At 69.4% G+C, this 21,274-nt stretch carries 21 protein-coding genes; 13 read left to right on the forward strand and 8 right to left on the reverse strand.

Annotated elements, in window-relative coordinates:
• The first annotated feature begins 15 nt into the window (after positions 1 to 15).
• On the forward strand, positions 16 to 378 hold the full coding sequence (locus NDR87_RS21290; RefSeq protein ID WP_251914773.1) for a hypothetical protein: 363 nt from the start codon (positions 16 to 18) through the stop codon (positions 376 to 378).
• A gap of 2 nt (positions 379 to 380) precedes the next feature.
• Here the strand turns inward: NDR87_RS21290 and crcB are convergent, their stop codons facing one another.
• The 3 genes from crcB to NDR87_RS21305 all read right to left on the reverse strand — a co-directional run bounded on the left by crcB (position 381) and on the right by NDR87_RS21305 (position 2,431).
• A complete protein-coding gene (gene crcB, locus NDR87_RS21295; protein WP_251914774.1) occupies positions 381 to 743 on the reverse strand; it encodes a fluoride efflux transporter CrcB in 363 nt (120 codons plus the stop codon).
• Entirely contained in the window at positions 740 to 1,210 is a 471-nt protein-coding gene (locus NDR87_RS21300; RefSeq protein ID WP_251914775.1) for a CrcB family protein, read from the reverse strand. The genes crcB and NDR87_RS21300 overlap by 4 nt, the downstream gene beginning before the upstream one ends.
• 150 nt (positions 1,211 to 1,360) lie before the next feature.
• Positions 1,361 to 2,431 (reverse strand): iron-siderophore ABC transporter substrate-binding protein, encoded by a 1,071-nt coding sequence (locus NDR87_RS21305; RefSeq protein ID WP_251914776.1) that lies wholly within the window; start codon positions 2,429 to 2,431, stop codon positions 1,361 to 1,363.
• Between the two features lie 189 nt (positions 2,432 to 2,620).
• Here NDR87_RS21305 and ctaD point away from each other — a divergent pair, with 189 nt between their 5' ends.
• The 9 genes from ctaD to NDR87_RS21350 all read left to right on the forward strand — a co-directional run bounded on the left by ctaD (position 2,621) and on the right by NDR87_RS21350 (position 12,245).
• Positions 2,621 to 4,357, forward strand: coding sequence for a cytochrome c oxidase subunit I (ctaD, locus tag NDR87_RS21310; RefSeq protein WP_251914777.1), 1,737 nt, complete (start codon positions 2,621 to 2,623; stop codon positions 4,355 to 4,357).
• Positions 4,358 to 4,468: 111 nt separating this feature from the next.
• Positions 4,469 to 5,692: a phosphoserine phosphatase SerB gene (serB, locus tag NDR87_RS21315; RefSeq protein WP_251914902.1), complete on the forward strand. Its 1,224-nt coding sequence runs from the start codon at positions 4,469 to 4,471 to the stop codon at positions 5,690 to 5,692.
• 79 nt (positions 5,693 to 5,771) lie between these two features.
• The gene (locus tag NDR87_RS21320) at positions 5,772 to 6,233 is read left to right on the forward strand and encodes a protease inhibitor I42 family protein (protein WP_251914778.1); all 462 of its coding nucleotides are present in this window, start codon (positions 5,772 to 5,774) and stop codon (positions 6,231 to 6,233) included.
• A gap of 262 nt (positions 6,234 to 6,495) precedes the next feature.
• The gene (locus NDR87_RS21325) at positions 6,496 to 7,254 is read left to right on the forward strand and encodes a peptidyl-tRNA hydrolase (protein WP_251914779.1); all 759 of its coding nucleotides are present in this window, start codon (positions 6,496 to 6,498) and stop codon (positions 7,252 to 7,254) included.
• Positions 7,255 to 7,552: 298 nt separating this feature from the next.
• Positions 7,553 to 8,386, forward strand: coding sequence for an ABC transporter ATP-binding protein (locus NDR87_RS21330; protein ID WP_251914780.1), 834 nt, complete (start codon positions 7,553 to 7,555; stop codon positions 8,384 to 8,386).
• A 104-nt stretch (positions 8,387 to 8,490) separates the two neighbouring features.
• On the forward strand, positions 8,491 to 9,264 hold the full coding sequence (locus NDR87_RS21335) for an NUDIX domain-containing protein (protein WP_251914903.1): 774 nt from the start codon (positions 8,491 to 8,493) through the stop codon (positions 9,262 to 9,264).
• 32 nt (positions 9,265 to 9,296) lie between these two features.
• Positions 9,297 to 10,061 carry an enoyl-CoA hydratase-related protein gene (locus NDR87_RS21340; protein WP_251914781.1) on the forward strand — a complete coding sequence of 255 codons (765 nt, stop codon included), beginning with the start codon at positions 9,297 to 9,299 and terminating at the stop codon, positions 10,059 to 10,061.
• 37 nt (positions 10,062 to 10,098) lie between these two features.
• Positions 10,099 to 11,076: a class I SAM-dependent methyltransferase gene (locus tag NDR87_RS21345; protein ID WP_251914782.1), complete on the forward strand. Its 978-nt coding sequence runs from the start codon at positions 10,099 to 10,101 to the stop codon at positions 11,074 to 11,076.
• A complete protein-coding gene (locus tag NDR87_RS21350; RefSeq protein WP_251914783.1) occupies positions 11,076 to 12,245 on the forward strand; it encodes a class I SAM-dependent methyltransferase in 1,170 nt (389 codons plus the stop codon). Before NDR87_RS21345 ends, NDR87_RS21350 begins: the two co-directional genes overlap by 1 nt.
• Positions 12,246 to 12,258: 13 nt before the next feature.
• Here NDR87_RS21350 and NDR87_RS21355 read toward each other — a convergent pair whose 3' ends face one another.
• Positions 12,259 to 13,632, reverse strand: a complete 1,374-nt coding sequence (locus NDR87_RS21355; protein ID WP_308212124.1) for a PQQ-binding-like beta-propeller repeat protein — start codon at positions 13,630 to 13,632, stop codon at positions 12,259 to 12,261.
• 129 nt (positions 13,633 to 13,761) lie between these two features.
• On the opposite strand from NDR87_RS21355, the gene NDR87_RS21360 reads away from it, so the two are divergent.
• Positions 13,762 to 14,502 carry an acyltransferase gene (locus NDR87_RS21360; protein ID WP_251914905.1) on the forward strand — a complete coding sequence of 247 codons (741 nt, stop codon included), beginning with the start codon at positions 13,762 to 13,764 and terminating at the stop codon, positions 14,500 to 14,502.
• On the forward strand, positions 14,495 to 15,040 hold the full coding sequence (locus NDR87_RS21365) for a DUF1697 domain-containing protein (RefSeq protein WP_251914784.1): 546 nt from the start codon (positions 14,495 to 14,497) through the stop codon (positions 15,038 to 15,040). Before NDR87_RS21360 ends, NDR87_RS21365 begins: the two co-directional genes overlap by 8 nt.
• A 6-nt stretch (positions 15,041 to 15,046) precedes the next feature.
• Here the strand turns inward: NDR87_RS21365 and NDR87_RS21370 are convergent, their stop codons facing one another.
• The 4 genes from NDR87_RS21370 to NDR87_RS21385 all read right to left on the reverse strand — a co-directional run bounded on the left by NDR87_RS21370 (position 15,047) and on the right by NDR87_RS21385 (position 20,434).
• Positions 15,047 to 16,810, reverse strand: coding sequence for a DEAD/DEAH box helicase (locus NDR87_RS21370; RefSeq protein WP_372494250.1), 1,764 nt, complete (start codon positions 16,808 to 16,810; stop codon positions 15,047 to 15,049).
• Positions 16,811 to 17,029: 219 nt separating this feature from the next.
• Positions 17,030 to 18,250: a cytochrome P450 gene (locus NDR87_RS21375; RefSeq protein ID WP_251914785.1), complete on the reverse strand. Its 1,221-nt coding sequence runs from the start codon at positions 18,248 to 18,250 to the stop codon at positions 17,030 to 17,032.
• A gap of 12 nt (positions 18,251 to 18,262) precedes the next feature.
• The gene (locus NDR87_RS21380) at positions 18,263 to 19,531 is read right to left on the reverse strand and encodes a cytochrome P450 (protein ID WP_251914786.1); all 1,269 of its coding nucleotides are present in this window, start codon (positions 19,529 to 19,531) and stop codon (positions 18,263 to 18,265) included.
• Positions 19,532 to 19,783: 252 nt separating this feature from the next.
• Positions 19,784 to 20,434, reverse strand: coding sequence for a TetR/AcrR family transcriptional regulator (locus tag NDR87_RS21385; protein WP_251914787.1), 651 nt, complete (start codon positions 20,432 to 20,434; stop codon positions 19,784 to 19,786).
• 100 nt (positions 20,435 to 20,534) lie between these two features.
• Here NDR87_RS21385 and NDR87_RS21390 point away from each other — a divergent pair, with 100 nt between their 5' ends.
• Positions 20,535 to 21,239, forward strand: a complete 705-nt coding sequence (locus tag NDR87_RS21390) for an SDR family oxidoreductase (RefSeq protein ID WP_251914788.1) — start codon at positions 20,535 to 20,537, stop codon at positions 21,237 to 21,239.
• The last annotated feature ends 35 nt before the right edge of the window (positions 21,240 to 21,274 follow it).

A 21,274-nucleotide genomic window follows, 5' to 3' on the forward strand; every position in this document is an offset into this window, starting at 1 on the left:
GGCTACTATTCGAATATGCGTTCGAGTGAGGATGGTGAGGTTCCTCGGACCGAAGGCACCGCGCCGGAGCTGCAGTATCCCAATGAGACCGGGTATTACTACCGGGCGTTGGTGCATCCGCCGAAGCCGGTGTGGGTGCGGTTGGACGGCATTCTCATTCGGGATCCGGGGATGCCCCGGCATATCAACGGGGCGGGGTTGGATATGCGGGGGGAGCGGCCGGGGACCCTGACGCACTGGGTGCCGACGCTGGATGGGGATTGGCTGGGGCGGGTGAACTTCTCGATTCCGTATGCCGATGGGCGGCCGCCGCTGCAGCTGACCGATCAGCTCGTCCCGGCCTATGCGCTGCGGCCGCGGTCGGGGCGGGGGCGGTGAGATCAGCCGAGCAGGGCGTGGGTGGCGATGTAGGCCAGCGCGGTCGCGCCGAGGCCGGCGAGCACGCTGATCGCGACATTGAGTGCGGCGTCGCGGTGGTCGCGCTCCTCGAGCAGGCGGATCGTCTCGTAACCGAAGGTGCTGTAGGTGGTCAGCGCGCCGCAGAAACCCGTTCCGGCCAGCGCGAAGACGGGGGAGGAGACGGCCGCGCCGGTGAGCGCGCCGAGGATCAGGCAGCCGGTGACGTTGACCAGCAGGGTGCCCCAGGGGAAGACGCTGTCGTGGCGGGTCTGCACCGCGCGGTCGAGCAGATACCGCAGTGGCGCGCCGAGCGCCGCGCCGAGGGCGACCAGCAGGACGGTCATGCGGCCCTCCGATGCCCGCGGCGGCGGGCCGCGGCGGCCGCGCGGGTGAGCCGTGCGCCCAGCAGCGTGGCGAGCAGGGCGCAGACCAGTGTTCCGGCCAGATAACCGAAGGCGAGTCCGATGGTGTCGGGACGCAACAGGTTTCGCGTTTCGCCCGCATAGGTGGAGAAGGTGGTGAACCCGCCGAGCACGCCGACGCCCAGGAACGGCCGCAGCAGCCGGTGGCCCACCCACACCTCGGTGATCAGCACCATCAGTATCCCGATGAGAAGACAACCGCTCACATTGGTGGCGAAGGTCGCCCACGGGAAGCCGCCGGGCGCGGTGGGCCACAGCTGCGCCAGCCCGTGCCGAGCCACCGCGCCCACACTGCCGCCCGCCGCGATCGCGCCGAGCAACGTCGCCCGATCACGCACCGACTCCCGCTGCGCCCGCGCGGGTTCCGGCTCGATCACTTCTCTGGTCACCAGTCGTCTCCTACTCGATGCACGGCAGACGCGTCTGCCTCGGGTAGGGACCGTTGGCGGCAACCCGGGCCACGGTTGTTCCGGAATCCGGAGCGGCGAGCCCCACCGCCGCGCGTGCTGCCCAGGGTAGCCAGGACGATGCCAGGAGCGTCAGTCCGTGACGAATCCGTTGAGCGTATTGCGCAGATCCTCCAGCAGCGCCCGGGCCGCGGTGACCCCCGACCCGTGCCAGATGACGTCGTCGACGGCGAATTCGCGACGGTCGGCGACGGCACCGAGCTTCTTCCAGTCCTTGGACTTCATGATCGTCTGCCCGTTGCTCTTGCCGTCGGGCCCGTCGAACATCAGATAGATGATGTCGCCCTCGACCCGCTCGCGCTCGTCCTCGCTGGCGACGCCGGACACCTGGAAGGTGTGTCCGCGCTGCGCGCCCGGCCGCTGCACCCCGGCGTCGGCGAGCACCTGCCCGGCGAAGCTGTTGTCGCCGAGTACCTGAATGTCGTTGGCGGAGAATCGGATCACCGACGCCTGGGAATAGGAGGCCGCGATCGCGGTGCCGGTATCGCGGGCCGTGATGCGGTAGTCACCGAGGATCTTCTCCGCCGCCCCGGCCCGGTTCATCCCGTCGGCGAGGGCGCTGAACTGGGCCTGCCAGGGTGCGGAGCCGACCAGTACCGTCGGGGCGATGCCGCGCAGCGCGTCGGCGCCCGCCGCGGTGGTACCGAGGATCAGATCCGGCTGTAGCGCCGCGATTTTCGCCGGATCGGGGCTGCCGATCCCGCCGACGCTCGGGATCTTGACCACCCCGGTACCCAGATACGCCGGTTGTGGGACGGGCCCGTCCAGGGTGGCCGCGCCGACCACCCGCTCCCACAGACCCACCGCGCACACCGCGTCCAGGGCCGTGGTGTCCAGGACGACGATGCGCCTGGGATCGGCCGGGACCTGCGTCCCACCGGCGGTGTGCGGGCCCGCGGACTGATCCGGCGGGGTCGGCAGCGAGCAGGCCGTGCGGGTATCGCGCTCGATGCCCACCACCGCGGCCCCGGCGATATTGGTCGTCGTACGAACGATATTGACGTCGTCGTCGGATCCGCCCGCGCAACCGGTGAGCAGCGTCACCAGCGCCGCGAGCGCGAACCCGCCGACGCGTAGCCGCCGGGTGCGGACCCGGTCGCCAGCTGGGATGTTGCGGGTGGGGTCGGACTCGATCACCGGCATGCGGGGAAGGGTACACATGCCGCCGTCGCGATCGAATTACGACACAGAGTAGGACCGGGCGCGATGCTTGCGGCAGCACCGATTACGATCTGTCGTAGCGCAAGCCACCCGTCGTTCGCCGTGCGCCGAACCCGGACACGGGAGCCGTGCGTACGACAACGACCAGAAGGCACACCTTCAGGAGGATCAGTGACTGCTGTAGAGCCCCAGCCAGTCCCCAAGTTGGAAGCGACACGGCCGTACCCGCCACGGCTGGGTCCGAAGGGTTCGTTCATCTACAAGGCCGTCACCACGACCGACCCGAAGGTCCTCGGCGTCATGTACCTGGTGACGGCGATGTCGTTCTTCCTCATCGGCGGCGTCATGGCGCTGCTGATGCGTGCCGAGCTTGCCCGCCCGGGCCTGCAGTTCCTCTCGCCCGAGCAGTTCAACCAGCTGTTCACCATGCACGGCACGATCATGCTGCTGTTCTACGCGACCGCGATCGTGTTCGGCTTCGCCAACATCGTGCTGCCGCTGCAGATCGGCGCCCCCGACGTCGCCTTCCCGCGCCTGAACGCCTTCAGCTACTGGCTGTACCTGTTCGGCGCGACCATGGCGACCGCGGGCTTCATCACCCCCGGCGGCGCCGCGGACTTCGGCTGGACCGCCTACACCCCGCTGTCGGACATCGTGCACTCCCCGGGGGTGGGCGCGGACCTGTGGATCATGGGCCTGGCCGTCTCCGGTCTGGGCACCATCCTCGGCGGCGTCAACATGCTCACCACCGTGGTCTGCCTGCGTTGCCCGGGTATGACGCTGTTCCGGATGCCGATCTTCACCTGGAACATCGCCGTCACCAGCGTGCTCGTGCTGCTGGCCTTCCCGCTGCTGACCGCCGCGCTGATGGCGCTGGCCTACGACCGGCACCTGGGCGGGCACATCTACGATCCGGCCACCGGCGGCGCGATCCTGTACCAGCACCTGTTCTGGTACTTCGGCCACCCCGAGGTGTACATCATCGCGCTGCCGTTCTTCGGCATCGTGTCCGAGATCTTCCCGGTCTTCAGCCGTAAGCCGATCTTCGGTTACACCACCCTGGTCTACGCGACCCTGGGCATCGCGGCGCTGTCGATCGCGGTGTGGGCGCACCACATGTACGCCACCGGCGCGGTGCTGCTGCCCTACTTCTCGTTCATGACCTTCCTCATCGCGGTCCCGACCGGTGTCAAGTTCTTCAACTGGATCGGCACCATGTGGCGAGGTCAGCTGACGTTCGAATCGCCGATGCTGTTCTCGGTCGGCTTCATCGTGACCTTCCTCTTCGGTGGTCTGTCGGGCGTCATCCTGGCCAGCCCGCCGCTGGACTTCCACGTGTCCGACACCTACTTCGTGGTCGCGCACTTCCACTACGTGCTCTTCGGCACCATCGTGTTCGCCACCTACGCGGGCATCTACTTCTGGTTCCCGAAGATGACCGGCCGCATGATGGACGAGCGCCTGGCGAAGTGGCACTTCTGGGCGACCATGGTCGGCTTCCACACCACCTTCCTGGTGCAGCACTGGCTGGGTGCGGAGGGTATGCCGCGCCGCTACGCCGACTACCTGCCGACCGACGGTTTCACCGCGCTGAACACCATCTCCACGATCGGCGCGTTCATCCTGGGCGCCTCGACGCTGCCGTTCATCTGGAACGTCTTCAAGAGCTACCGCTACGGCGAGGTCGTGACGGTGGACGATCCGTGGGGGTACGGCAACTCGCTGGAGTGGGCCACCACCTGCCCGCCGCCGCGGCACAACTTCTACGAGCTGCCGCGCATCCGGTCGGAGCGTCCGGCGTTCGAACTGCACTACCCGCACATGGTGGAGCGGATGCGAGCCGAGGCCCACGTCGGCTGGGGCGGCAAGTCCCACCACGTCAAGGAGCTCGAGAAGGTGTCGAGCTAGCGGTAAACCTCACCCGGCGCGGCGGCCGTCTCTCGAGACGGCCGCCGCGTTCGGTTTCGTCAACCCTTGCGACAATTGGGCCACCGGCCCTTCGAAGATGGAGTTGTGGATTTGGGCGCGTCCGAGACGACGGTGCTGATCACGGTCACCGGCCCCGACAAGCCGGGCGTGACCTCGGTATTGCTCGCGGCATTGTCGCGCAGCGGCGTGAGCCTGCTCGACGTCGAACAGGTCGTGATCCGCGGTCGGCTGACCCTCGGTGTGCTGGTGACCTGCCCGGACGACCCCGAGGGCCTGCAGGATCGGCTCGAGGACGCGATGGCCACCGTCGGCATGCAGGTCGATGTCGAGATCGGCGCGAATTCGGTTGCGGGCGCCCGGCTCTCGACCCACGCCGTGGTGGTGCTGGGCAGTCCGGTCACCGCGAAGGCGTTCAGCACGATCGCGCGCAAGCTGGCCGAGCAGAACGTCAACATCGACGCCATCCGCGGTATCGCCGACTATCCGGTGACCGGCCTGGAACTCATGGTGACCGCACCCGCCTCCGACCTCGCCGAGACGCGCCTGCGCACCACCCTCGCCGAGGTCGCGGCCAAGGCCAATGTCGATATCGCCGTGGAGCGCGCGGGCCTGGCGCGCCGGGCCAAGCGGCTCATCGTCTTCGACGTCGACTCCACCCTGATCCAGGGCGAGGTCATCGAGATGTTGGCCGCACACGCCGGGGTCGAGGACGAGGTGCGCGCGGTCACCGAGGCCGCCATGCGCGGTGAGATCGACTTCGCCGAATCGCTGCGCCAGCGGGTGGCGACGCTGGCCGGGCTGGACGAATCGGTGATCGACGAGGTGGCCGAGACCATCGAACTGACCCCGGGCGCGCGCACGACCATTCGCACGCTGCGCCGCCTGGGCTTCCGCTGCGGCGTGGTCTCGGGCGGGTTCCGCCAGGTGATCGAGCCGCTGGCGCACGAGCTGGAATTGGACTTCGTGCAGGCCAATACGCTCGAGGTGGTCGGCGGCAAGCTGACCGGAAAGGTGATCGGCGAGATCGTCGACCGCCCGGGCAAGGCGGTGGCGCTGCGCCGGTTCGCGGCCGAGGCCGGGGTGCCGATGGAGCAGACGGTCGCGGTCGGCGACGGCGCCAACGATATCGACATGCTCAACGCCGCGGGCCTGGGCATCGCGTTCAATGCCAAGCCCGCCCTGCGCGAGATCGCCGACGCGGCCCTGTCGCATCCCTATTTGGACGCCATCCTGTTCATCCTCGGCGTCACCCGCGAGGAGGTCGAGGCCGCCGACGCCCGCGACGGGCTGGTGCGGCGGGTGCCGCTGGGCTGACACCCGGCGGGTCGTGGGGTTGTCGTCGCTGGCGTCGGTAGGCTGAGCTGCGTATTCACCCACGACTGGGAGGACAGCGATGCGCGCCCCGCTGCTGGTGATCGCCCTGCTCGGCCTGACGCTCGCCGCGTGCGGAAACGACGGCGGCTCCGATCATTCGGAGCACGGTTCCACCACCACCGGCGCCGCGACGACCACGGCCGCGCCCGCCCCGCGCAACCTCGACGCGACCGCCAACGGTCAGCGGGTCGCGATGCGGGTCGGCGAGGAGGTGACGGTGTCGCTGGCCGCCAATCCGACCACCGGCTACCAGTGGCAGCTGCGCGAGCTCGACCAGGCCCTCGTCAAGCAGAAGGACGATCCGGACTTCCGGCCCGATCCCAATCCGAACAACGCGGTCGGCGTCGGCGGCACCTCGATCTGGACCTTCACCGCCGTCGCCCCCGGCGCCACCAAGCTGGTGCTGGGGTATCTGCGGCCGTGGGAACAGGGTGTGGAACCGTCGCAGACCTTCACCGTCACCTTCGACGTCACGCGCTGAGCCCGGCGCTGCCCCCAAATGTGGTGGCAGCGAACCTGTCGGGTGCTCCGTGCGGTCGTCCGGGCAGAGTTCGGACGATCGTGGAGGGCCCCTATCCGTCGCTGAGCTATCCGTTCGTGCCCGACGGGCAGCGCATCACGGCCGCCTGCACGGGTATGGGTCCCGGTGTCGTGGCCACCAACGCCTATGTGGAGGTCTGGCGACGCTCGGCGGTTGCTCCGGGGTCGCGGATCGTTCGCCGACGGAACGATAGGCTGAGGCGGTGACTCCCGAGGCGGTAACCGAGCTGGATGCGGGATTTCTTGCCTGCCATGCCGAATTGGCGCGCGGTTACGGTGGCGGCGGCGATCCGGACGATCCCGCGCTGGTGCAGGCCATGCAAATGGTGCTGCACATCCCCAAGGACGAACCGCCGCTGCGCAGTTCACTGCTGGCAGCCGCCGCGACGGCCGTGGTCGCGCTGTGCATGGACCCGCGGGTGGGGCCGGAGGGGGAGTGGGAGCAGCGCTATCTGACCTGGAAGCGCTCGCGAATCCGCAAGGTGGCCAGGCGGGCCCGCGGCGCACAGTGGGCGGCGGCCGACGAGGTCGACGGGATCACGGTGGATATCGAGGGCGCGCAGGCGCGGGCGCTGGTGCCCGGCGCGGTCGGGGAGATCGATCCGCGCATCCGCAGACTGCAGATCGGTGGCACCGACCTCGAGCACGATCGGCCCGGACCCGCCGATCCGGACCTGCCGGTGCTGTGGGTGAACGCGGAATTGGGTATGACTGTGGGCAAGGCGGCCGCGCAGGTCGGGCATGCGAGCATGCTGCTCGCCGGTGCGCTGCCGGTGCGACAGGTGTACGCGTGGTCGCTGCGCGGTTACCGGTGCGCGGTTCGCGACGCCGGGCCCGAGCAGTGGGCGGTTCTGTGCGATCGCGTCCGGAACGGCTCGGCGACCGCCGTGCGCGATGCGGGCTTCACCGAGGTGGCGCCCGGATCCATGACGGTGATCGCCGCCGCGCCCGACCGGTGGTGACGTACCTGCGCCGGGCGGTCGACGCGAACGCCGCGGTGCGGGAGGATCGGTGCACGATTTCCGGAGGTGCACGGAAAATGACGACACTGTGGATAGTGCTCGGCGTGTGGATCGTGTGCTCGATTCCGGTGGCGCTGTTGCTCGGGCGAATGTTCCGCGCACCGCGCCCGGGGCCTGGGGAGCGGGACGAATCACATCGTCACGATGACGAATTCACGCCCGGGCGGCGCCGCGGCACGCTATGACACGTATCGTGCAAACCGACCACAATGGCGACGGTTCACGAGCGTGGGCCAAGATGGAGCCCGTGCCGCAACCCGATCCCGATCTGCTCATAGATTTCAACGATGTGACCGTCCGGCGTTCGGGCCACACACTGGTGGGTCCGGTCACCTGGCAGGTGGAACTGGACGAACGCTGGGTCGTCCTGGGCCCCAACGGCGCCGGTAAGACCACCCTGCTGCGGATGGCCGCGGCCGAGCTGCATCCGACCTCCGGCGGGGCGAATCTGCTGGGCGAGACGCTGGGCCGCACCGATGTCACCGAACTACGCCCGCGCATCGGCATGTCCTCGGCGGCGGTGGCCAGCCGGGTGCCGCTGGACGAGAAGGTCAGCGATCTGGTGGTCTCGGCCGGATACGCCGTGATGGGCCGCTGGCGCGAGGATTACGACGACATCGATACCGACCGCGCCATCGACATGCTGGAAAGCCTGGGCGCGGAACATCTTTCCGATCGCGCCTACGGCACGCTGTCGGAGGGCGAGCGCAAGCGCGTGCTCATCGCCCGCGCCCTGATGACCGACCCCGAACTGCTGCTGCTCGACGAGCCCGCCGCCGGGCTGGACCTGGGCGGCCGGGAGGAACTGGTGGAGAAGCTGGGCGATCTGGCCGCCGATCCCGATGCCCCCGCCACGGTGCTGGTCACCCATCATGTGGAGGAGATCCCGCCCGGTTTCACCCATGCGCTGCTGCTCAACGAGGGCAGTGTGGTCGCACAGGGGCTGCTGGAGGATGTGCTCACGGCCGAGAACCTCAGCGAGGCCTTCCGCCAGTCCATTGCCCTGGACCGCATCGATGGCCGCTATTTCGCCCGCCGTTCGCAGCGCTTCGGGCGGCACCGCCGGGGCTAGCTGTTGACCGCCCGCACCAAGCACGCGTTAGGGTGCGGAGTGTGAGCGAGACCGTTGCCAAAAGTAGTTCGGTGCCCGCGCCACCCAAGGACGCCTCCACGGTGATGCTGGTGCGCGACGGGGCCGACGGGCCGGAGGTCTTCCTGCAGCGGCGGGTGCAGGGCATGGCGTTCGCGGCGGGGATGACCGTATTCCCCGGCGGCGGGGTGGACCCCTCCGACGCGCAGGCGGAAATCGGCTGGGCCGGACCGGATCCGGCGTGGTGGGGGCGGTGTTTCGGGATCGACGCCGCGCGGGCGCAGGCGCTGGTGTGCGCCGCGGTGCGTGAGACGTTCGAGGAGTGCGGGGTGCTGCTGGCGGGTCCGACCGCCGATACCGTGGTCTCCGATACGGCGGCCTATCGCAGCGCCCGCGAACAGCTGGAACGCCGCGAGCTCTCGCTCGGCGAATTCCTCTCCCGCGAGCGGCTCGTCCTGCGCGCGGATCTGCTGCGCCCCTGGGCGAATTGGATCACCCCCGTGGTGGAGTCGCGGCGCTACGACACCCGCTTCTTCGTGGCCGTACTGCCGCGGGGCCAGCGCGCCGACGGTGCGACCTCCGAGGCCCACGAGGTGCGCTGGTGCACCCCCGCCCAGGCCCTGGACCGCTGGCGCGCGGGCCTGGACGTTCTGCTCCCGCCCACCTGGTCCGAACTCGTCGCCCTCGCCCAGTACCCCTCCACCGCCGCCATTCTCGCGGCCGAGCCCACCATCGAGCCGATCATGCCGGTCCTCGAGTCCGATGCCGCGGGTACCGGACTCCGATTCCCGGACAGTACCCGCTACTTCGCCGACCTCCCGAAAGGCTCCCGCATCCGCGGTTCCCAGCGACCCAACTGAGGTCTGTGGGCCCACCTGTAGGCTCGTCCGCCGTGGCCGAATTCGTGACCGTGGACCGACCCGAGGCGGGGATCGCCGTGCTGCGCTTCGCGCGGCCGCCGATGAATCTGATCGATCTGCAGGTGGCCCGCGAGCTGGCCGCCGCGGCCGAGCGGATCGCGGCGGACGACGAGATCGCCGCGGTGGTCGTCTACGGCGACGAGCGGGTGTTCAGCGCGGGCGACGAGGTGGCCGAGCTGGATCGGCTCACCGCCGAACAGGCGCGGGCGATGGCCGACGATTTTCAGGCCGCCCTGGGTTGTCTGGCCCGGCTGCCACAGCCGACCGTCGCCGCGATCAGCGGATATGCCCTGGGCGCGGGCCTGGAGCTGGCCCTGGGCGCGGATCGGCGCATCGTCGGCGACAACGTCAAGCTCGGGCTGCCGCAGATCGGGCTCGGCCTGATCCCGCTGGCCGGAATTCGCCGGTTGAGCCTGCTGATCGGCCCGGGCGCCGCCAAAGATCTGGTCTACACCGGCCGCTTCGTCGATCCGACCGAGGCCGCCGCCCTCGGCCTGGTCGACGAGGTGGTCGCCCCCGACGAGGTCTACGCCGCCGCACTGCGCTGGGCCCGGCGATTCGTCGGCGGCCCGGCCCGGGCGCTGGCGGCTGCCAAACGCGTCTTCGAGGCCGGTCCGCACGGCCAGGACCGCGCCCGCACCGAATGGGCCGAATTGTTCGCGACCGAGGACCGCGGCATAGGAACGCGTTCTCATCTCGCCGACGGTCCGGGCTCCGCCCAATTCGTGGGCCGCTGAGCGGGCACTCCTGGACGCTCGAGTACGCTTTTCGACCATGACCGGACGTCCTGACGACCCCGCGCCGAACCCGCACGCCACCGAGGCCGAGGTCCAGGCCGCGTATAGCGACAACAAGCTCGCCCAGGTCCTGTACCACGACTGGGAGGCCGAGACCTACGACGACAAGTGGTCGATCTCCTACGACGAGCGCTGCATCGCCTACGCCCGCGGCCGCTTCGACGCCGTCGCGCCGAACGCGCAGTTGCCGGTCGAGCGGGCGCTCGAGCTGGGCTGCGGCACCGGCTTCTTCCTGCTGAACCTGATGCAGTCCGGCGTGGCGAAGCGCGGCTCGGTCACCGATCTGTCGCCCGGCATGGTGAAGGTCGCACTGCGCAATGCCGAACATCTGGGCCTGGACGTCGACGGCCGGGTCGCCGACGCGGAAACCATCCCCTACGAGGACGACACCTTCGATCTGGTCGTGGGACATGCGGTGCTGCACCACATTCCGGATGTGGAGCTGGCGCTGAAGGAGTGCCTGCGGGTGCTCAAGCCGGGCGGGCGATTCGTCTTCGCCGGTGAGCCGACCACGATCGGCAACATCTACGCCCGCAGGCTGGGCCAGATCACCTGGAAGGCCACCACCGAGGTCACCAAGCTGCCGTTCCTGCGCGGCTGGCGGCGTTCGCAGGAGGAGCTGGACGAGTCCTCGCGCGCGGCCGCCCTCGAGGCCGTGGTCGATCTGCACACCTTCGATCCGTCCGATCTCGAGGCCATGGCCCGTTCGGCCGGTGCGGTACAGGTGCGGGCGGAGACCGAGGAGTTCGCCGCGGCGCTGTGGGGCTGGCCGGTGCGCACCTTCGAGGCGGCCGTGCCCGCGGAGAAGCTGACCTGGGGCTACCGCATGGCCCAGTATCGTGCCTGGCTCGGCCTGAGCTGGCTGGACGAGAACGTGCTCAAGCATGTCGTGCCCCGGCAGTTCTTCTACAACGCCATGATCACCGGCGTGAAGCCCGAGACCGCCGCGAAGTAGTGCGCTTCACGCGCGCCGACGTCGAATATCTCGGCGGCGAGGACGGCCGGGCGGCGCTGGCCGAGGTGACGCGCCTGGAATTGAGCCCGGTATCGCTGCTGCGGGATCTGGAGCGGGTGCGGCGCGGGTACGGCGAGCGATCGGCCGTACTCGTGGAGACCGTGCGCCTGCGCCGGCGGGCCGCGGTCAAGTTGGCCGGGTCGGGGGAGTGGCTGTTCACCGACGATGCCCTACAGCAAGCCACGCCGAGCGCGGTGGCCCGCCATCGCGCCCGCAGGCTCGCCGGGCGCGCGGTGCACGACGTGACCTGCTCGATCGGGGCCGAATTGGCCGAGCTGCACCGGGTTTGCCCCGCGGTGATCGGCAGCGATCTGGACGAGGTGCGCCTGGCGATGGCCGCGCACAATCTCGCGGCCGCCCCGAATGTGTTGCTGGCCAAGGCCGATGCGCTCGTGCCGGGCAGCATCGGCACGGTCGTCGTCGCCGATCCGGCCCGCCGCGCCGACGGCCGCCGCACCCACGACCCCGCCAAACTGCAACCCCCGCTGCCGGATCTGCTCGCCGCCTACCGCGGCCGCGATCTGGTCGTGAAGTGCGCTCCCGGACTGGATTTCGACGCTGTCGCCGCCGACGGCGAGGTGGAGGTGATCTCGCTCGACGGTTCGGTGCGCGAGGCGTGCCTGTGGTCGCCCGGTCTCGCCGAGCCCGGCGTCACCCGCCGCGCGACGGTCCTGTCCTCGACGGGCGACCCGTGGTCGCTCACCGACGCCGACCCCGACGACATTCCCGAACGGTCCCCCGGGGAGTGGATCGTCGACCCCGACGGAGCCGTGGTCCGCGCGGGCCTGGTCCGCCACTACGCCGCGAAACACGGCCTGTGGCAACTCGACCCCCGCATCGCCTACCTGACCGGCGACCGGCCGCCCGGCGACATCCGCGCCTTCCGCATCCTCGACCGCATGGACTTCCGGGAGAAATCCCTTCGCGCCGAACTACACCGCCGCGACTGCGGCCCGCTCGAAATCCTCACCCGCGGCGTGGATCTGGACCCCGACGTCCTGCGCAAGCGCCTCAAACCTCGAGGCGCCGTGCCGCACACGCTCGTCATCACCCGAATAGGCAGTACCCCAACGGTATTCCTCTGCGCTACGCCGCCGGCAAAGGAGTGAGCGGCCGAGCCGACTACTTCTCCGGCTCGAAGGCGAACAGTTCTCCGATCCGGGTGGTGACGACCACCTCGCCCTTGGGGCCGATGGCGATTCCGGATGTCGTGCCCCGTGCCCCCGGGAGGACGGTCGAGGCGAGGGTCTTGCTGTTCCCGGTGTCGAAGGTGACCAGGTTCAGCGCGTCGCCGATGGGGGCGACCACGTAGCCGGTGCCTCCCGCGGTCTGCACCGGTCGGCCGCGCAATTCGAGATCCTTGCGCTCCCAGGCGATCTCCGCCCGGTCCCCGGCGTCCCGCAGCGCCAGCAGGTGGCCGTCGTCGCCGCCCGGGATCAGCAGGCCGTCGTGGGCCGATACCGCTCCACGCGGCTGGAAGCCCAGGGGCTGAACCCATTTCACGTGGCCGTCGGCCGCGTTCACGGCGAGCAGTCGGCCGCTGTTGTCGCCGACATAGATCGTCTTACCGTCGGCGGACAGCGTCGGGCTGGTCGCACTGCCCTCGGTGAGCAGATCGGCGTTCCACTCCTGGCTGATGCGCGCGCCGTCGTAGCGCAGCGCTACCAGCGAGGCGACGGGTGTGCCGGGTCGCCAGGCGGTGAGGTAGAAGCGGCCCGAATCCTGGTCGATCGCCGACACATTGGCCACCGGGCACTGCGGCGCGCCGGTCGCGCAGTCGTCGATGCCCTGCCCGTTGGGCGGGCGCGGCAGATCGGGCTGCTTCAGGAAGTCCGGCTCGCCGAGCACCTGGAAGGTCGGGACCTCGCGATCGCCGGTCTGCCGGCTCAGCACGTCGACCTGCCCGAACTGGGTCACCGACAACACCTTGCTGTCCCCGGTGAACTGCAACGACACCGGCACGCCCGCGACCGGCGTGCGCCAGCGCGGCTGCCCGAGCGCGTTGAAGGAGCTCACCCCGCCGACATCGAGCGCGTCGTCGCCGAGATACACATTCGTCGCCCCGTCCACCACGGTCGGCGAGCCGATCGCCGCGGGCCCCAACGCATTACAGAACCGCTTGCGCCCGGTCTCCATCTGGAAGGAGAAGATCAGCCCCGTCGTCCCCGGCCGCCCGACGCACCCGACCTCGGCGCGGGTGGTGACGAACAGCTGCCCGTCCGGCCCGATCGTCGTGGGCGCCGCGGCCGGCCCCCCGATCGGCCGCGACCAGGCGAGCTCGAGATGCCGCGAGCCGGTGACCGGACTGCTGCCGCTGTTGCGAGCATCGTGGAAGGCTGAGGGCCAGCCCTTACCCGGCCCCACCGCGATATCGTCGGCCTTGGTGCCGCCACATCCGGCGAGTAGCAGGCCGAGGGCGGCGATCGTCGCGGCCACCCGAACGGGCGCGCGCCGCACCGCCATCCGGTTCCCGGTCACTCCGCTCAGGTCGTGCACGGTGCTCCCCTCTGCTCGTACGGGCCTGCACGAGATTAGACCCCCCGGCGCGCGCACCGGGGATCGGCCCGAAAGTACCCTGGTACGTCGACGACCGACACAGGCCAGAGGAGCAGGTTCGTGACGAGCATGTGGGGCGCACCGCTGCGCTCGCGTTGGCGCGGGTCGCGCCGCCGGGATCCGGAACAGGCGCGCTTTCTGACGCTGGCGTCGTTGCGCTGGATGCTCGCCAATCGGGCGTACACGCCGTGGTATCTGGTGCGGTACTACCGGCTGTTCAAGTTCAAGCTCGCCAATCCGCACATCGTGTTGCGGGGCATGGTCTTTCTGGGCCGCCGAGTCGAGATTCATGCCACCCCCGAGCTGGGGCGGATGGAGATCGGGCGGTGGGTGCATATCGGCGACGGCAACGCCATTCGCTGTCACGAGGGGTCGCTGCGGATCGGCGACAAGGTGGTGTTCGGCAAGGACAATGTCGTCAACACCTATCTCGATATCGAGATCGGTGAATCGACGCTGGTCGCCGACTGGTGCTACATCTGCGACTTCGACCACAAGATGGACGATGTCACGCTGCCGATCAAGGATCAGGGCATCGTGAAGAGTCCGGTTCGCATCGGTCCGGACACCTGGATCGCGGCGAAGGTGACCGTGCTGCGCGGGACCCGGGTGGGCCGCGGCTGCGTGCTGGGCGCCCACGCCGTGGTGAGGGGCGAGATTCCCGATTTCGGCATTGCCGTCGGCGCGCCCGCCAAGGTCGTCAAGAACCGCAAGGAGGCGTGGGACGCCGCGGCCGAGGAGCGCGCGCGGCATCTGGCGGCCCTGGCCGATATCGAGCGCAAGAAGAACGGCGTCGCCGCGCATGACTAGATATGCCGCCTGGCTGCGCGGCATCATGCCCAGCAATCCGAATATGCGCAACGAGAAGTTGCGGGGGGTATTCGAGGGGCTGGGCTTCGAATTGGTCGGTTCGCTGCTCAGCAGCGGCAATATCGTCTTCGGCAGCGACGAGACCGATGTTCCCGCACTGGAAGCGAGGATCCAGCGGGCGCTCAACGCCGAACTCGGCATTCCCGGCGGCACCATCATCCGCAGTAGGGACGAGTTGCGAGCCCTGGTGGACAGCGACCCGTTCCCGGGGCTCACCCACGGTCGCGAGACCTATCTCGTCGCCACCTTCGTCAAGGGCGCCGACGTGCCGGACGACCCGGGACCGCTGCCCGCCGAGCTGGCGGGCACGGTCCGAATCGTCCGCTACGACAAGCCGTCTCGCGCGATTCTCGCGGTCGTCGACAATACGAGCCCGGCCACGCCCAACCATATGACCTGGATGGAAAAGGTCTACGGCAAGGACAATGTCACCACCCGCACCTGGCTGACGGTGCAGAAGGTGCTGGCCAAGCTGTAGGCCGGGTCAGCCGCGCCGCCGACGCGCACCGCCGCCGGTGCGCGAGAAGCCCGCCAGCCCGCCGGTGCTGCCCGCCGGGGCGGCGCCGGAGCCCCGCCCGTTGGCCTTGCCGCCGCCCGCCGCCGAACGCTGCCGCCGCGCACCGCCGTCACCATGCGAGACGTGACCGCCGCCGGAATGTCCCTGGGACGCACTGTTTTCGGCAGCCGTGCGGGCATGACCGCCGCGCTTGGCCGGAGAGCTGCCGACATGCCCACTCTTACCCGGTCCGCTGCCGGTGCGGCCACGGTTGCCCATCGTCGCGCGGCCGTGCCCGCCCTCGGCCGCCGCACCGCGAGTGCGGGCACCGTCGCTCGTCGCGCCCCGGCCCCGGCCGCCATCGCTCGTTGCACCGCGATGGCGGCTGCCATCGGCCGTCGCCCCGCGACCACGGCCACCTGTGGCCGATCCGCCGCGACGCCGACCACCCTTGGCCGCCTGCTCCTGCACCGGCGTGTTCGGCTTCGGTGCGGCGGTCACCAGCGGCGCGATCTCACCCACCAGCTGCGCGACCGGCTCGGACGCCGCCGTGACCTGATGCGGGCGCACCGTGATCGCCGCCTTGCGCATCAGCGCGGCCATATCCTTGCGCTGCTCGGGTAGCACGATGGTGACCACGTCGCCGGTGCTGCCCGCCCGCGCGGTGCGCCCCGAGCGATGCAGATACGACTTGTGCTCCGCGGGCGGATCCACGTGCACCACGAGCTCGACGCCGTCGACGTGCACGCCGCGGGCGGCGACATCGGTGGCGACCAGCACGCGCGCCTCGCCCGAGGCGAAGACCGCCAGATTGCGGTCGCGTGCGCCCTGGGCGAGGTTGCCGTGCAGATCGACCGCGGGGATACCCGCGGCGGTGAGGTTCTTGGCCAGCCGCTTGGCCTGATGTTTGGTGCGGGTGAACAGAATTCGACGACCCGTGCCCGAGGCGAGCCTGTGCACCAGATCGGTCTTGACCGCCGGGCCCGCGACCTCGAAGACATGGTGGGTCATCGCGGCGACCGGCGAGGTGGCCTCGTCCACCGAATGCAGCACCGCATTCGACAGGAAGCGCTTCACCAGCCGGTCCACCCCGTTGTCCAGCGTCGCCGAGAACAGCAGCCGCTGGCCGTCGGCGGGGGTGGCGGCGAGAATGCGGGTCACCCCGGGGAGGAAACCGAGGTCGGCCATGTGGTCGGCCTCGTCGATGACGGTGATCTCGACGGCGTCGAGGGCGATCAGGCCCTGGCGCATGAGATCCTCGAGCCGCCCGGGGCAGGCGACCACGATATCGACGCCGGCGCGCAGCGCCTGCACCTGCCGATGCTGCGAGACGCCGCCGAAGACGGTGGTCACCCGCATCGAGTGGGGCGCGGTGAGCGGTTCGAGCGCGGCCGCGATCTGGGTGGCGAGCTCGCGCGTCGGCGCGAGGATCAGCCCTCGCGGGCGATTCGGCACGCGGCGACCGGTGCGGTCGGCGGCCAGCCGGGCGACCACCGGAATGGAGAACGCCAGCGTCTTACCGCTGCCGGTCCGGCCGCGGCCGAGCACGTCGCGCCCGGCCAGGGTGTCGGGCAGGGTGTCCGCCTGGATCGGGAACGGCGCGTCGATGCCCGCGCGGTGCAGCGCGCGCACCAGCGCATCGGGCACGCCGAGCAGGGCGAAGGAAGCGGTGGGGGAGGTCACGGAGAGGTACGGCCTTTCGGGCAGGGTGCCCGCGTCGCACAGCGAAACCAATCGCGGGCCGGAGCACATGGTGGCGAGATTGCCAGTGGGCAAAATCGATCGCCGCAAGGAGAGCTGATGGCATCCAGCCGAGCGCTGGTGCGAGAGATTAGCAATCTACGACGCCGGGCGTATGAAGCACACCCGTCGACCACAGTAGCTCGAGAGTCGCCGGAACACGAATGGATGTAGCGGCCGTCACCCTCCGGCCCGCCGACCGGCGCGTGCGCCGGTCGACGGGACGACAGGTCAATCCAGGAAGACCGGCAGTTTCGCGTGACCGTTGGAGATGAAGCTGCCGATATGCTCCAAATCCGTTGGCTCGACGGCGAATCGGAGATTCGGGAAGCGTTCGAACAGCGCGGGCAGCGCGATCGCGGCCTCCAACCGGGCCAGCGGGGCGCCGAGACAGTGGTGCGCGCCGTAGCCGAAGGCGACGTGTTGATCCTTGGTCTTGCGGTGCAGATCGAACTCGTCGGTGGTGTCGCCGTGGATCTTCGGGTCCCGGCTGGCTCCGGCGTAGGAGGCGAGAATCGCATCGCCCTTGGGAATGTGGAAACCCTCGCCCTCGATGTCCTCGGCCGCGTAGCGCAGCGGCAGATGGGCCACGGGGGCCTGGTAGCGCAGCGTCTCCTCCACCACATCCGCCCACGTCACCGCCCCCGAGCGCACCTCGGCGAGCTGATCGGGATGGGTGAGCAGCGCCGTGATGGCCTGATCGAGCAGGTTCACCGTGGTCTCGTGACCGGCGTTGATGACCAGCATCAGCGTGTCGACCAGTTCCTTCTCGGTGAGCTGGGCGCCGTCCTCGTCGCGGGTGGCGATCAGCACGCTGGTGATGTCGTCGCCCGGATGCTCGCGCCGGTAGGCCACCAATTGGCTGACCAGACCATACATTTCGACGTAGTTGGCCTGGGCCTGCTCGGCGGTGAACGAGCCGTCGAAGAAGCCGTCGACGCATTTGTGCATGGGCGGGCCGAGATGTTCTGGTACGCCCATCATTTCGCTGATCACCCGGATCGGCACCGGATAGGCGTAGCGCTCGCGCAGATCGACCGATTCGCCCGCCGGAGTGGCCGCCAGCCCGTCGAGCAGTTCGCGGGTGATCTCCTCGATGCGCGGCTTCAGCGCGGTGGTGCGGCGGTGAGTGAAGGCCGGAGACACCAGCTTTCGCAGTCGGCGGTGTTCGGGGCCGTAGGCGGTGAACATGTTGTCCACCGCCACCCACGGCAGCAGCGGCCACGCCTCGGTGATCTCGCCGTTGATGAACGCCGCCCAGTGCTGGCGGGGATCCTTGGATACCCGCGGATCGGCCAGCAGGCTCTTGAGCACCGCGAAATCGGTGACCGACCAGGCGGGGACGCCGCCGGGCAGGGCCACCGGCGTCACCGGCCCGCGCGCGCGGATGCGGGCGGATTCCCCCTGGATGTCGGTCCCGGCCAGGTCCAGGACTATCGGGTCGTGCTGCATCGAACAGCCTCCTTACATGATGTTCAACGGAGGGACCTGGGGGAAGGTGACCGGCAGGGCGGCCAGGGCACGGTGGAAAGGACCCGGGCGCCAGGTCAATTCCTCGCTCGGCACGGCCAGTCGCAATTCGGGCAGGGCGTCGAGCAGCTGGTCGATCGCGTCCTGCACCACCAGATACGCCACTGAGCGCGCCGGGCACGCGTGCGGTCCGGCGCCCCACGACAGATGCGAGCGATTGCCGCTGCGGTCCCCGCCCGCGATCGCGGGATCGTTGTTGCAGGCGGTGAAGCTGATCAGCACGGGCTGATGGGCGGGCAGCCAGGTGTTGTCGATCAGGATCGGCTGCCGCGGATAGGTGATGGAGAAGTTCGCCATCGGCGGGTCGTTGAACAAGACCTCGTCGAGCGCGTCGCGTGTGGACAGGCTGCCGCCGAGCACATCGCCGCCGAAGCGGTCGTCGGTGAGCATCAGCAGCAGCGTGTTGGTGATCAGGTTCTGCTGCGGTTCCACGCCCGCGCCGTAGAAGCTGACGAGCTGATAGAGCATCTCCTCGTCGGTGAGGTTGGCCGGGTGGTGGGCCAGGCGCGAGGTGACGTCGTCGCCGGGTTCGGCGCGGCGCATGGCGATCAGCTCCAGCAGCGCCTCGCTCAGGGTTTGCATGCCCCACGCCGCATTGACCGTGTCGAACAGCGCGGCCATGCCGGTGGCCACCCGGTGCCCCAGATCGGCGTCACAGCCGACCAGTTGATTGAGCACCTCGAACACCACCGGAAAGGCGTACTGCATCACCAGATCCGCCTCGCCCGCTTCGCAGAACGTGTTGATCTGCGGGATGGCGACGCGTTCGACCGTGCTGTGCAGCGAATGCAGATCGATGCCGTCGATGGCGGCCACATACGCCTGCCGATAGCGCGCGTGGGTCGCACCGGCATTGCGCAACGCGTTCGGATACCACTGCATCATCGGCCGCACCGGGCAGTCCTCGGCCACGGTCTGCTGCCAGAAGCGCGGATCGGCCGGAAAGTGCTCCGGATCGTTGAGGATTCGCAATGCCGTGTGATAGCCGATCACCAGCGTCGCGGGCACACCGGGCGACAGTTCGATGGGAGCCATCGACCCGTGACGCCGCCGCATCTCGGCATAGGCGCCGTGCGGATCGGCCGCGAACTCCGGGGTGTCGATGAGGGTGCGCGGCCCCTCGGCGTCGAAGGGCGAGCCGTGGTTGACGGGGCAGGCGCTCAGCGTGGCGGTGTGGGGCGCGGACGAAGAAGGCGTGGTCAACGAACGAAACTCCAGACGGGGGAAGAAGATTCGACGAGCTCAGGACTGCGACGAGAGGAATAGGCCGAGGTCACAGGGGGTTTCGGACATCTGTCGGACGACCGCCACCGTTCACCTCTACACCTCCTGCGCGACAGGCGTTTTCACCGAACATCCGGCGCGCCGGGCGGCAACCGATGAGCAGTGATTGTTTCAGATTAGCAGTACTGCCATGAGTTCTCTCTCGATCTTGCGGCAGGGCGCCGATCGAGGTCAGCGCCCCAATGCCAGTGCGGTGCGCAGCAACTGACGATCGAGCGGCGGCTCGGGCAGCGGATGGGCCGCCTCCGCGCGCAACCCGTCGAGCAGAATGGCCAGGTGGCGACGCCAGACGTGCGGGGCCTGCGCCCGGATGTCCTCGCTCGCCCGCACGATCGACCACAGCAGCAGTCCGATATCGGTGATGTCGATATCGGGCCGCAGCTCGCCGGAGTCCTGCACGCGCGTGATCAGCCGGTGGAACAGCTCCCCGCCCCGGGCCTTCACCTGTTCGACGGGGCTGTCGGCGGGCAGCGACCGCACACACAGGTCGGTGAATCCCCGGTCGGCGGCCTGCATTTCGGCCATCCGGATGAGGTGCCCGACCAGGCCGTCCCACGGATCGGCGGAGGTCAGCGCCGCCTCGGCACTGCGCACCGACTCCTCGGCGAGTTCGAGGAAGGTCTCCTCGATCAACTCCTCCCGACTGGGGAAGTGGTTGTAGAGCGTGCCGATGCTCACCCCCGCCTCTCGCGCGATCGCGTTCAGCGAGGCATCGAGCCCGTCCGCGCCGAACCGGCGTCGCGCGGCCGCGACGATCCGCTCCCGGTTGTCCCGGGCATCCCTGCGCCGCGACCGCTGCGCTGCCTCCCTCGCGTCGACCATTTCTCGAGCCTAACAAGTTGAATGCCCTCTCGACTTGGCGTTAAGTTGAGTGGGCACTCATATTGAGTGCCCACTCAACTTAATCGAAAGGATGGCTGCCATGCCTCACTTGGCAGTGTTCGGAGCCGGTCCCGCAGTCGGCCTGTCCGCCGCGCTTCGCTTCGGCCGGGCCGGATATTCGGTCACGCTCGTCGCGCGCAACGCGGACACGCTCGAGCGATTGCGTCGTGATCTGGGTGCCGCGAAGGTCGAGACCGACGTGCTGTTCGCCGACCTGACCGATGCCGCGCAGGTCGATGCCGCGCTCACGGATCTGCTTGCCCGGCACGGTGTTCCGGACGTGCTGCTCTACAGCCCAGGTGGGGTGCAGCGGCTGCCGGTGGATGCGCTCGCCCTCGATGTCGAGACCTTGCGCTCCTGGCTGCCGCTGCACCTGACCACGCCGGTCCGGCTGCTGCACGCGCTGCTGCCCGGGATGATCGAGCGCGGATCGGGCGCGGTACTGGTCGCCCAGGGCAGTTCGGTCCGACTACCGCAAGCCGCGCTCGCCAGCGTGAGCGTCCCCCAATCGGCCCTGCTCAACTACCTGCTGTCGGTAGACCAGCAGGTGCGCCCGCACGGCGTGCGCGTGGGTAGTCTGCAGATCGGCAGGCTCATCCTGAACAGCGCGGCCCAGCGCCTGTTCGACGCCGGGCACTTCGGCGAGGTCGAGCCGAATCAGATCGAGCGCGTCCACCCGGACGACCTCGCCGAGGCCCTGTACGAGATGGCCACCACCGATACGGAGGTCGAACGAGCGGCGTGAAACGACACGATCCTCCGGTGCGCTCGCACCGGAGG

Origin of the sequence: Nocardia sp. CDC159 (genome assembly GCF_023740735.1) — a bacterium.
GTDB classification, from domain to species: Bacteria; Actinomycetota; Actinomycetes; order Mycobacteriales; family Mycobacteriaceae; genus Nocardia; species Nocardia pulmonis.